This is a genomic window from Pseudanabaena sp. 'Roaring Creek' (assembly GCF_001402795.1).
Taxonomy (GTDB): Bacteria; Cyanobacteriota; Cyanobacteriia; order Pseudanabaenales; family Pseudanabaenaceae; genus Pseudanabaena.
Genome location: NZ_LIRE01000756.1, coordinates 1 through 12750, shown reverse-complemented (window position 1 = coordinate 12750; position 12750 = coordinate 1). Strand labels below are relative to the sequence as shown.

The 12750-nt window shown below is 44.7% G+C and carries 9 protein-coding genes; 6 read left to right on the top strand and 3 right to left on the bottom strand.

Annotation, left to right across the window (positions count from 1 at the left end):
• Nucleotides 1-55 precede the first annotated feature (55 nt).
• Nucleotides 56-1303: a hybrid sensor histidine kinase/response regulator gene (locus tag AC805_RS23175; protein WP_082429623.1), complete on the bottom strand. Its 1248-nt coding sequence runs from the start codon at nt 1301-1303 to the stop codon at nt 56-58.
• A 583-nt stretch (nt 1304-1886) separates the two neighbouring features.
• Here AC805_RS23175 and ispF point away from each other — a divergent pair.
• Entirely contained in the window at nt 1887-2363 is a 477-nt protein-coding gene (gene ispF, locus AC805_RS23170; protein WP_055077598.1) for a 2-C-methyl-D-erythritol 2,4-cyclodiphosphate synthase, read from the top strand.
• Nucleotides 2364-2607: 244 nt separating this feature from the next.
• Nucleotides 2608-4422, top strand: coding sequence for an ABC transporter substrate-binding protein (locus tag AC805_RS23165; protein WP_055077596.1), 1815 nt, complete (start codon nt 2608-2610; stop codon nt 4420-4422).
• Between the two features lie 196 nt (nt 4423-4618).
• Here the strand turns inward: AC805_RS23165 and AC805_RS23160 are convergent, their stop codons facing one another.
• Nucleotides 4619-5806, bottom strand: coding sequence for a HEAT repeat domain-containing protein (locus AC805_RS23160; RefSeq protein WP_055077595.1), 1188 nt, complete (start codon nt 5804-5806; stop codon nt 4619-4621).
• Between the two features lie 399 nt (nt 5807-6205).
• Between AC805_RS23160 and AC805_RS23155 the strand changes: the two genes are divergently transcribed.
• The 4 genes from AC805_RS23155 to AC805_RS23140 all read left to right on the top strand — a co-directional run bounded on the left by AC805_RS23155 (nt 6206) and on the right by AC805_RS23140 (nt 11848).
• The gene (locus AC805_RS23155) at nt 6206-7195 is read left to right on the top strand and encodes a permease (protein ID WP_009626626.1); all 990 of its coding nucleotides are present in this window, start codon (nt 6206-6208) and stop codon (nt 7193-7195) included.
• Between the two features lie 327 nt (nt 7196-7522).
• On the top strand, nt 7523-8587 hold the full coding sequence (locus tag AC805_RS23150) for a hypothetical protein (RefSeq protein ID WP_231664268.1): 1065 nt from the start codon (nt 7523-7525) through the stop codon (nt 8585-8587).
• 94 nt (nt 8588-8681) lie between these two features.
• Entirely contained in the window at nt 8682-10910 is a 2229-nt protein-coding gene (recQ, locus tag AC805_RS23145) for a DNA helicase RecQ (protein WP_055077594.1), read from the top strand.
• A gap of 95 nt (nt 10911-11005) precedes the next feature.
• Complete coding sequence (locus tag AC805_RS23140) at nt 11006-11848, top strand: M28 family peptidase (RefSeq protein ID WP_055077593.1); 843 nt, start codon at nt 11006-11008, stop codon at nt 11846-11848.
• Nucleotides 11849-11918: 70 nt separating this feature from the next.
• On the opposite strand, the gene AC805_RS23135 is transcribed toward AC805_RS23140, so the two are convergent.
• Nucleotides 11919-12524, bottom strand: a complete 606-nt coding sequence (locus AC805_RS23135) for a hypothetical protein (protein WP_055077592.1) — start codon at nt 12522-12524, stop codon at nt 11919-11921.
• Nucleotides 12525-12750 lie beyond the last annotated feature (226 nt).

Sequence of the window (12750 nt, the reverse complement as noted above, 5' to 3'; positions counted from 1 at the left end):
GACTGTAGCTATAATACCAATTCCCAAAATGGCAACGCCATTTTGGGAATTGGTATTAACTATTTATCGGTAAGGTAAACCAAAAACGAGAACCCACATTTGGTTCGCCGATCACCCCAATCGCACCACCATGAGCTTGCACGATCTGGCGGCAAATATACAGCCCTAAACCGAGACTGAGCGATCGCCGATGCAATTTATTCTGGGTTTTACCTTGAGTATAGAGATCGAAAAGATTTTTGCTTTGTTCGCTAGTCATCCCCACCCCATTATCAGCAACCGTACAAAGCATATGAGGGGATAGAACGCTATATTCAATCCCCTCATATATAGAATTCAAAGATATTTCCACGGAAATAGTCAGCTTAAGGCTAGGTGGATTATGTTTAATGGCATTAGCCAGTAAGTTTTGAAAGACCCTACAGGTATGCGATGCATCGACTAAAGCTAAGGGTAAATCCTGCGGAATCTGTAAAATGATCTCAGCATCTTCCTGATCTAACAGTGGTTGCAGATCGGCAACGGCTGCTTGAATAATTGTAGCGATCGCCACTGGCTCTGGGTGAATTGGCATTCCATGCACGTCATTTACATGGGACTCTAGTAATGAATTAATTAGGGCTAACTGGCGATCGCCACTTTGTCGCATTCGCTCTAGGGTAGTTCGGGGCAATGGAATATTTGCTTCGGTAGAATCCGTGGTTTTAGCCAGATTATTCAATACCATTAGCAAGCCTGTGACTGGATTGCGCAGGTCATGGGAAACAGCATGGAGAAAAATTGTTAAAGCATCTTGGGCGCGTTTCCGCTCGGCTATCTCCGCCTGTAGCTCTAGATTTTGGATCTCGATCATTTGCTGTTGCTTCGCGATCGTTAAATGGGTGCGAATCCTTACTAAAACCTCTTCATGTTCAAAGGGCTTAGTCACATAGTCCACAGCCCCCAAAGATAACCCCCGTACTTTATCTACTGTTTCCGAAAGAGCTGTCATAAATATGATCGGAATTTTGGCAGTCTCAGGATTTGTTTTCAGTCGATTGCAAGTCTCAAACCCGTCAATGCCAGGCATCATGACATCTAACAAAATCAGATCGGGCTTAATATAGGCAATCTGTTCGATCGCACTTTCGCCATCAGTTGCGACTAATACCCGCAATCCCACATCCCGCAATAAATTGACCAGTACACTCAAATTTGTGGGATTGTCATCGACAACTAATACGCAACCATCTAGGGTATGACACAAATTGGAGATTTCAAAGGTTTTGTCCGTAGTCTTATTGCTTGGCAGGCGATGGCTCATAAGGGTAATTTGAAACTAAGCTAGATTATGGCAGCTATAAAACTAATTGAGAATAGGGCATATTGGTGATTTGTCAAAACTGGGAACCTTAAATAATTTCTCAATCGCGCAATCTCGTAATGAAATTTTTGTCTAGGACATAAGGGACTTGCTATTAATTAAAGTACCTGTGGCTTCGACTACGCTCAGCCAAAGTTAGCTGAGCGTAGTCGAAGCTAGATAACTTTGGTGGGACATTTTTTATCCGCAAGAGCCTAAGCCCTAAAAGACCAATGGCGGCGTGAAACGCCGCCATTGGTCTTTTAGATCTCGACGCTTCTCTTCTTTTTCTCTTCTGGGGATGATAAGCGACGACAACCACAAAAATAACGCCAAAAATAACGTCATTTCGGGTTAAATTGGCAAATTTTAAAAGCCCAAAAGTAAAAGCCTTGCTATGCAAGGCTTTTACTTTTGGGCTTGGAGAAAGGGTTTGCGTAGCAAACCCTTTCTCCAAGATCGTTGCAAAGTATCCCGAACTCACGTTAAAAATAGGTTTAAAAATAGGTTTAAGATTGTAGTTAGTAAGCCAAATAAATTATTTATGAATATCCGCATTGGTAATGGTTATGACCTGCATCGACTCGTTAGCGATCGCCGTTTGATACTTGGTGGGGTCGAAATTCCCTACGAAAAAGGGTTGTTGGGACATAGCGATGCCGATGTATTGACCCATGCGATCATGGATGCCATGTTGGGAGCGCTTGCCCTTGGGGATATTGGGCATTATTTTCCCCCCTCCGATCCGCAATGGGCGGGAGCCGATAGCATTATGTTATTACAGCAGGTACAGGGACTGATTGGGGCGCAGGGCTGGCGGGTGAATAACTTAGATGCCATGGTGATCGCAGAAGCCCCAAAGCTCAAACCCCATATTAAGGCGATGCGCGATCGCCTATCCCAAGCCATGAATTTATCGATTGACTGCGTTAGCGTCAAGGCAACCACCAATGAGGGCATGGATGCGATCGGTCAAAAAGAGGCGATCGCCGTTCATGCGGTAGTTTTACTGGTGCAATAGAGAGTTGCCGCTTCACGGTTCAACTCTCTATTGCACTTTGGCTTTGTCCTAACGACTATAGCTATACTTAATAATTAAATCCCGAAGGATTAATACCAATTCCCAAAATGGCGTTGCCATTTTGAGAATCTCAAAACCTTACTGGGTTTGGTGTTTAATTCACAAAAGTGTTGTCACACTTTCGTGAATTGGTATAAGAAATATCTGAATTAAAGAGTTTAAGAAATAGAGGGCAAGAGCGATCGTGAGAAGAAGTCAAAAACAAACCAAAGTTAAACCATGGAAAGCAGTTCTAGTACTACTATTAATCAGTATATGCTCGCTGTTACTTTGGGGTTGTGCGATCGAACCAGAAGCGCTCAAAAATCGGTTGGTAGTTCCCCTTGATAGTGATATCAAAACCTTTAATCCCGTTTTGTACAATGATGCCTATAGTGCGATCGCCATTAGCTACACCCTCACTGGACTAATCTCTGAGAACCAAATCACTTCAGAAGTCGAACCAGAACTAGCCGAAAAATGGGAATTTCAACAGGATGGTAAGCAACTTATCTTTACTCTGCGCCCGAATCTGAAATGGTCAGATGGTGAGCCTTTAACCGTTGATGATGTTCTATTTACCTATCAAGATATTCTCTTTAATGAAAAGATTCCCTCTGGCAGCAGAGATGTATTGCGCGTGGGGCAATCGGGAACCTTACCCAAATTGGAAAAACTTGACGATCGCCGAGTTTCCTTTGTGCTGAGTGAATCCTTCGCCCCTGCCCTACGCACCATTGGCGGGATTGGCATTTTACCCAAACATATATTTGCGCCCACCCTCATTGAAAATCCGAATAGTAAAAAATTAAAGTTCTTAGAAACATGGACTCTCAATACGCCCGTCAATCAACTGGTGGGCAGTGGTGCTTATATTATCCAAGAATATCGTCCTTCCGAACGCATCATCTACAAACCCAATCCTTATTATTGGAAAAAGGGAGTTCCCAATATCGAAAAGTTGGTAATGCAGATTGTGGAATCTCCCGATACGGCGCTGCTCAGGTTTCGTTCGCGGGAGTTAGATATGTATCGCTTACGGGGGGAAGATTTCCAATTGCTCAAACGTTTTGAAAAACGCGATAACTACAAAATCTACAATGCTGGTCCCGCGACAGGGCAAGCATTTATCATGTTCAACTTGAATAAAGGAAAAAATCCGAAAACCAACGAGCCTTTTGTCGATCCCATTAAATCTAAGTGGTTCAATGATGTGAACTTTCGGCGGGCTGTCGCCTATGCCCTCAACCGTGAAGCCATGATTACCAACCTATCACGCGGGCTAGCTCAAACCCAAAATTCACCGATATCTATTCCTAGTCCCTATTTTTTGCCGCCCGAAAAAGGGCTTAAGGTTTACGATTATCAGCCCGAAAAATCTAAGGAAATTCTCTTACAGGCTGGATATAAATACAGCAATGATGGCAAGAGCAATGATGGCAATTCCGCACCGCAATTGCTAGATCCTCAAAATAATCCCGTTCGATTTACGCTGATGGCTCCTGCGGGCGGTCGCGTATTATTAGGAGCACAAATTAAAAGCGATCTAGAAAAGATCGGCATGAAAATTGATTTTAATCCCGTTGACTTTCGGATTATTACCGATAAATTGGATAACTCGAAACAATGGGATGCCACTCTACTGGGCTTTACAGGGGGCGCGGAACCGAATAGTGCGATTAATCTTTGGGCAACCGATGGGGATTCGCATATGTTTAACAAAGGTCCTGTAGGTGATGAGAAGCCTTTTGAGGGAAGAGAAGTGGCGGATTGGGAAAAGAAAATTCATAGTCTCATGATTCAAGGCGCACAGGAACTTGATGAGGTTAAACGGAAAGCAATCTATGCTGAATATCAGCAATTAGTACAAGAACAGCTACCCTTAATCCATTTAACGGTTCCACTTTATCTAGTTGCGGTACGCGATCGCGTTGAGAACGTTCAACCATCCTCACTGGCGGGAAGCACAGGCGTATCGGGGGCGTTATGGAATGTGGAGCAGTTAAAACTGAAATCATGAGCTATAGCTGTTGCCAAATGTATTAGGACATAAGCCCCAAGAATTGAGTGGCGGCGCGAAGCGCCGCCACTCAATTCTTGGGGCTTGATTTGTCCTCATTCAAGTGACTGTAGCTATAAACCAGAGAGTGTACCGCCTGCGCAGCGGGCGGTACACTCTCCCTATATAGTTGCAGAGCGAAGCGCTGTAACTATCTCTAGCCTTGGATGGTGGTAAAGTCTGATTCGTCCCCAAAATCCCTGATATTCGATACGGAATAATTGGGGATAGATATGCTGTGCTTTAGATTATGCAAAACTTCCTGTGCTTCGGGAGAATTAATCTGTGCTAAGGCTCTCAAAATCGCACTGCGAACCGAGCGATCGCGATCCTTAAGGGCTTGAGAAAGATAGAACACGGCATCATGGGAACCAATTTCCCCTAGGGCAAGCGCCGCATCACAACGCACATAGGCATATTCATCATCACGGAGCACTTGGGCAAGAAGGGGCACAACTTCCTCCATCCCAATTTGTCCTAAGGTACGGGCGGCTACGCTGCGGGTATGGCTAGCATGATTATTGAGCATTCTTGCTACGGGAGCGATCGCGGGGACACCGATATTTTTGAGAGCCTGTACTGCTTGCGATTGAACGCTAATATCATTGTCCGTCAGCAAACTGGCTAGGGAATTGGCGGATAATGGCGATTTGATCTGTCCGAGTGCCCAAGCTGCCTCAAAACGAACCGATTTACTACCATGCTCCAGTGCGGTAATGAGGGTAGTGACGGCGAGGGGCGAACTAATTTGTCCGAGGGAATGGGCGGCATGGACTTTAACCATATCATCACTATGTTTTAAAGCCTCCACTAGGGGGGATACCGCAGGTAAACTAGCGCGACCGAGCGCCTTTGCTACGGCGGCTTGAACTTGAATGGAGGGGTGACGCAACAACTGGATCAAGGCACTAATCGCCTCGTTACTACCAATCCAACTCAGGGCTGCGGCAGCTTGCCAATGTATTTGCCGATGGGGATTTTTGGTGGCGGCGATTAGGGGCGCGATCGCCTGTGGCGATCGCAAATATCCTAGGGCGATCGCTGCTTTTTTAGAAATAGCAACCTCATCGCTATCAAGACGCTCTAGTAGGGCAGGCAGTACATTATCCCGACAACGAATCAGCTTTTGCAATGCCATCGAAAATTGATCGGAACGCGCGGCCGCATCAAACTCAGCCAAAATCGCTGATTCTCCCCCCAGCTCAGGCGCAGACATGACATATCGATCTTCAGGCAATGCATACCCTGGAGACACAGGAATCCGATAATCTTCCAGCTTCGGCGGGTTAATTTTAGAAGCATTGGGGATTTTTGGGGCGGGTAATTGCGGATCTTGTGCGGTCATAGCGGCTGTCCTATTAAGCATCCTATTGAACATTAGTGCATGATTAGTACATGGTTTAGTCCCGTTACCCATTGCAGCAAAACTAAGTTTAACCGCATTAACATTACATTTTACGAGAAGAGTTCCCAAAAATTCTAAACTCTAGGGGGATTTGCCCATTAATATGTTCTTAAATTATGGATAGGATCTATGCTGCACTTAGATTTGAGCCACAATATGTAGTTTTAGGAGCTTGTGAAAGTAGTAAATAGGGGAGCCGTTAAAACACCTATAATTAATGAGCTTAAAATTAGCCTATTAAGTTAAGTGGGCTTAGTTAAATATAAAACCCTAAAACCTGCGGCGCACGCGCAGCGTGCGCCGCAGGTTTTAGATCTGGGACTAGGAATCTGCGCAACTATGAACCAAATTCTCAGCGCCTTTACTTTGTTTTTGAGTCTCCTTGTTGAGGCCATGCCATTTTTGTTGATGGGGGTTTTGTTATCTGGAGCTTTATTAATATTTGTCGATGAGCGCAAACTAATTGCAATTCTGCCCAAAAATCCATTTTTAGGTGCATTAGCGGGTAGCGCCTTAGGATTTATGTTTCCTGTATGCGAATGCGGCAATGTGCCTGTGGCACGGCGGCTGATTTCTCAGGGCGCACCGATCTCCGTTGCGGTCAGCTTTTTGTTAGCGGCTCCCACGATCAATCCCGTGGTGATTTGGTCGACTTGGACGGCTTTTCGCGATCAGCCTGAAATTGCGGTGCTTCGCATCGTGCTATCTTTTGCGATCGCCACAATTGTTTCGATGGTATTTAGTACTCAAAAAGATCTGCGGGCAATCCTACAACCCAATATTGCGATCGCGCTGCCATCTCCGAAAGTGAAGGTGGGAGCTGTGCCTGTGGGAACATTTTTCTTAGGGGAAGACCGCAGTCAGTCCCTAGATTTGGCGAGTTATGTTGCTGCTAGTAATCAAGTCGTAACCAAATCTTTGCCCGATCGCCTAAATCTCCTTTTAGATAATACTCTTGCCGAAATGCGGGAGTTAGGAGCTATCCTCATCATGGGCAGCGCGATCGCCGCGATCATTCAGGTCTGGGTTCCTCGCGATATTATCCTCAATTTGGGACAGGGACCTGTAAGCTCGATTGTGGCGATGATGATTTTGGCGGCGATCGTTTCGATCTGTTCGACGGTAGACTCGTTTTTTGCGCTGTCCTTTGCCTCCACCTTTACGGGTGGGTCGCTGTTATCATTTCTCGTTTTTGGCCCCACGATCGATCTCAAAGCGATCGGTTTAATTCTCACGATTTTCAAAAAACGAGCCGTGATCTATATGTTTTTACTCACTGCCCAACTTACATTTTTAAGCTGTTTGTTTATCAATTTTCAGATTGGTTAAATAGCTGATTACCCCTCCCTTTTTACTACCTTTTTACTGTGATTGTCCCTTGAGAATGGCAATGCGAAACAATGCGAAATTTTGGTGTCTCTGGAAAATATAGCTTGGGCTTTATGTCCTAATATGAGCGGCATATAAAACCCCAAAGATGAGTGGCGGCGTTTCACGCCGCCACTCATCTTTGGGGCGGCAGCTATATATCAGGAGAAGTGGGGATGGAGGATCGTTTTCGGGTATCAGCTAATATGTAAGATGGGCAATCCTAATTGCCTGTGCTACCAAGTTACGAAATCACTATTAAATCAATTATTAAATCAAAGGTTGTCTGTGTCCGTGAGTGAATCTGTACTCGAATCTATTTCCGCTGCATCTATCTCCAGTGAAGCTTTAGCAAATCTTGATTTAGCTGATTTTTCTCTAGACTTGCCCGATCCCAATGATGAAGGTTTAGCGGAAGGGCAATTTTTAGCAGAGGTCGATCTAGCTTGGCAAGTATGCGATCGCTTTGACCTACAGACGGATATCTGGCGAGGGCGGATTTTGCGGACGGTACGCGATCGCGAAAAAGCTAATGGGGAAGGACGCGGTACGGGTTTCCTCAAATGGCTCCAAGAGCGAGAAATCAGTAAATCTCAGGCCTACTCTTGGATGCAGCTTGCTAACAGTGCTGATACCTTGATGGCTAATGGTCAGTTAGATGCCGATGATATCCGACAATTTAGTAAGAGAGCATTTTTAGAAACCGCTCAAGCCGATCCCGAAGTGCAACAGCTAATTGTCGATGCCGCCAGAAATGGCGAAAAGATTACCCGTCGCGAAGTGCGGCAACTTTCTGATGAATGGACTGCCATGAGTTCTGAGCATCTGCCTGACGAACTCAAAGAGAAGGTCGCCGCCCATACCATTCCTACGCGCTACGTCGCCCCCCTAGTCCGTGAAATTGATAAGCTGCCTGAAGCCTATCAAACCCCGATCAAACAAGCGATCGCCGATGGTTCCGATCTCGATAACATTAGGCTTGTTACTGCTGACGCGCAGAGGTTAACTAAGTATTTATCCAATACCAATCAAGTACAAGCGATCGCCAACCGCTCTGTCAATATCGATCTTGCCCTTGAAGAAGCCCTAAGACTCGGATGCCTCAAACTTGCCTCCGATCTGGTCAGCCAAGCCTCACAACTCGAACAGTCGATCGCCAAACTCTACGGCACATGGAAACGAGTTGCGACTGCTGCCGATCAGTTGTATGTTGAAGCTGGAGCAAGCACTCCCAACCTGATCGATTTACTTAATTCTCTCGATTCCCTCGCCAGTCAAAATATCACCGTACAGATTGGCAACGATCGTTCGGGGCGCACGATTCGCTTGCAAATTACGGAAGAAGATCAATAGATTTGATGCAAGATTTTATGCGCATAAGTAACTGGGTGCAATTAAATATAAAATCCTTCTCTCCCCCCCAAAAGAGGCACAAGAAAAAACAGTTATGTCAAACAGTGATTCTTTACAACAAGCGTTGAAGCAGTATTTTGGTTATGAGTCATTTCGGGCTGGTCAGCGCGAGATTATCGAAGCCCATCTTGCGGGACGTGACACTTTGGCGATTATGCCCACAGGCGGAGGGAAATCCATTTGCTTTCAATTGCCCGCCTTGCTCAAAACTGGCGTAACCATTGTGGTATCGCCTTTGATCGCCTTGATGCAAGATCAAGTTACGGCGCTTAAAGAGAATGGCATCGGGGCAACTTTTTTAAATAGTACTTTATCGGGAAGAGAAACCAATCAGCGATCGCAAGCAATTTTAAATGGAGCGATAAAATTAATCTATGTTGCGCCCGAACGCCTATTTGCCGAGCAGTTTATCGAATTTCTGAATATTGTTAAAAACAAAATTGGCATTGCTGGATTTGCGATCGATGAAGCCCATTGCGTATCGGAATGGGGGCATGATTTTCGTCCTGAATATCGACAACTTAGTCGTCTGCGTCAATTCTATCCCGATGTACCCGTTATTGGCTTGACGGCTACAGCGACCGAGCGAGTTAGGGAAGATATCATTCAACAATTGGATTTACAAAAGCCCTACGTCCATGTTGCCAGTTTCAATCGCAATAATCTCTATTATGAAGTCGTTCCCAAGCAAGGAACCGAACAATCCTACATTAATCTCTTGCAGCAAATTAAAAAAACGCAAGGCTCGGGAATTGTCTATTGCCTAAGCCGCAAGCGTGTCAATGAAATTGCGGAACGATTGCGGGAGGATGGCATCGAAGCTATTCCCTACCATGCGGGTTTGAGTGCAAAGGATCGGGAAGAAAATCAGACGCGATGGATTCGTGATGACGTACAGGTGATGGTTGCCACGATCGCTTTCGGTATGGGTATCAACAAGCCCGATGTACGGTTTGTAATTCATTACGATCTGCCTAAAAATATTGAAGGCTATTATCAAGAATCGGGTAGAGCGGGACGGGATGGAGAAGACTCGCATTGCACTCTATTTCTGGGCTATCAGGATTTAGAAACGATCAAGTATCTCATTGCACAAAAAGTCGATCCGCATACCAATGAGCCATTGGAAGCAGAACAAAGAATTGCCCAGCAGCAATTGCGTCAAGTAGTTGACTATGCGGAAGGTTTAGCCTGTCGTCGTACAATTCTTTTACGCTATTTTGGCGAACATTTTCAAGGTGATTGCGCCAATTGTGATAACTGCCTTACTCCAAAGCCCATGGAAGATTGGACAGTAGAGGCACAAAAATTCTTATCCTGTGTGGCGAGAGTAAAAGAGCGATTTGGCGCAGGGCAGATTATTGATATTTTGCGAGGTTCTCTTAATAAAAAGATTTTGCAGCATGGGCATGAAAACCTATCTACTCACGGCATTGGCAAAGATCGCAGTCTGGATGAATGGCGACAACTTTCGCGATCGCTAATTCATCAAGGCTACTTAACGCCAACTACCGATGGTTATGCCATTCTTAAACTTAACGATCGCAGTTGGGAAGTAATGCGCGGTCAGCGTAACGTGCTATTACCCATAGAACGCGACGCGGAACCTGCAAGGGTTGCGGAACGCGAAGGTGCGAGCGAAAGACCTGTTGATGTGGAAATTCTCTTTGAGAGATTGCGCCTACTCCGTAAAAATCTAGCGGATGAGCAGGAAGTGCCGCCCTATGTGATTTTTAGCAATGCCACGCTCAACCAAATGGCAGAGCAGCAACCCACAAGCCGCAAAGAATTTGCGAAATTATCGGGCGTGGGCGCAAAAAAATTAGAGCAATATGCCGATAATTTTATCGCGATTATTCTCGAACATCATCTCCAATACCCACCTCCAGAACCTGAAGAATCAACAAATTCTAGGGTAAAGCAAGAAGCCGTCACACCTAAATCGAAACTATCGAAGGCAAGTACGCAGCGTGAAACCTTGGCAATGTATGAGAATGGTCTAGATATCGATGAGATTGCTCGCGATCGCGGATTAAAACCTGCGACAGTCTGGACACATCTGGTGCAACTAATTGAGGCGGGCTATGCGATTAATTGCGATCGCCTTGTCACTCCCGAACGCCAGAATGTAATTTATGAAGCTCTAGAAGCGATCGGTGGGGATTCTCTTCGCAATCTTTTCGATCATCTGCGGGAAGAATATACCTACGATGAAATCAAGATCGTTCGCGCCCTCTGGCAAAACGAGAAAGAACCTTTATAGTTATAGGAATTTGCATTTTGCCTGTGGCAAAATGCAAATTCCTATGATTGTTTTTGGATTGATTTTTTCAACTGATGGCACATTCACTATAAGTAATGGAAAACCTGCAAGAGCGATTAGTTCAATACCTCGAAAAAGTCGTCATCGAGCGCAATCCCTACTATGCGTCGGCTGGGCATTTATTTGTCCGTGAATATATCCGATCGCATTTGGCTAAGTTCGGTGAAGTGATTACCCATGAGTTTGATGTAAATGGGAATAAGCATCAAAACTTGATTTTAGAAATTATGGCTAAGGATGGCAAACAGCGATCGCCAATAATTATTGGCGCACATTATGACTCCGTTGCAGGTTGTGTGGGTGCAGATGATAACGGCTCTGGCGTGGCAGTACTTTTAGAATTTGCCGAACACTTATCCACTCATCCTGTCAAATATCCGATTCGACTAGTTGCTTTTGATATGGAAGAGTACGGCTTGTTGGGAAGTAATGCCTATGCCCAAAAGCTCAAGGATGAGAAGCAAAAGCTGCGTCTGATGATTTCCTTGGAAATGTTGGGCTATTGCGATTACACTCCCGACTCCCAGAAATATCCCGCAGGTTTAGGGAAGCTATATCCCAATACAGGGGACTTTATTGGATTGATTGGGAATATCTCCACGATTCCCGATCTCATTCATTTTCAACACCATCTTAAGCCGATCGTGCCCTGTGAATGGCTACCTGCTGGCTGGCGAGGTTTGGCAATCCCATCAACACGCCTTAGCGATCATGCTCCCTTTTGGGATGCTGGCTATAATGCTCTTATGGTCACGGATACAGCGTTTATGCGAAATCCGCACTATCACAAAAGTAGCGATCGCATCGAGACTCTCGATTTAGAATTCCTCACTAAAGTATGTCAAGGGCTAATTGCTGGGATTACTAATTTGTCTTGATATTGAAATGTCTTGATGAGGCAATTCAATATCAAGACAGATTCCGCATTTTGATAACTTCCACAAGTCATCAAATTCTCATCACAATTTTATCGCCTACAATTTCCACAAGCGTAATTTTTTGAGCAACCTGCTCTATTTCCTTACTATTACCATTACATAGAATCGCAAAAGGTCTAAATCTATCCACGTGGGAAACACTTGGGAAACTACCTTCACTTGACAATGACTCGATGCAACACAGATTCCCCGCAAACTCGATAATGCTTATGCTAATGTGATCTGGGTACCATAACGTTCTCTCAATCAGCCTTTGATCGTCAATTTCATAATAGATAGGACTTGGACGATTTCCTCCGCCTACCTTGACTTGGGTAATTCCACGGCAAATAATACAGTTGATTTGTTCGACCGTTAAGATTAGCTCGCTCCTTCCGTTTTCTATCCCATCTTGAAGAAATTCGTCAAACTTTTGTTTTAAAGAATCAAATTCTTCTGGAGTAGTCTCATAAATTGGAAAATCTACGACCGCTTGAGGTATCTTACCGTTAATGATAAACCGTCGCCTGATATAGGAAAAGGAAAAATCAATAGAAATATATAGAATTAGGATCACACTGTAGTTAAACCACGGATTGGGAAACGTGGTTTGGAGCTGAACTAGAAATTCATCCATGTAAAATGAATTTTATGTAAATTATGTAAATATTGTTGGTTTGGGAACATAGTCATTCTAGCCTTCATTATTCATGGGAATCGATAACGAGCCTCAAATAATGCGCTTTAATCATGCTACTGCGGTTACAACTGCAACCTGCAAGCGCAAATTCTTCCTTGATAAGTAGCTAGGCATAAGTAAACTTAAAACCTAGAAGAGCATACCGCCCGCGTAGTGGGCGGTA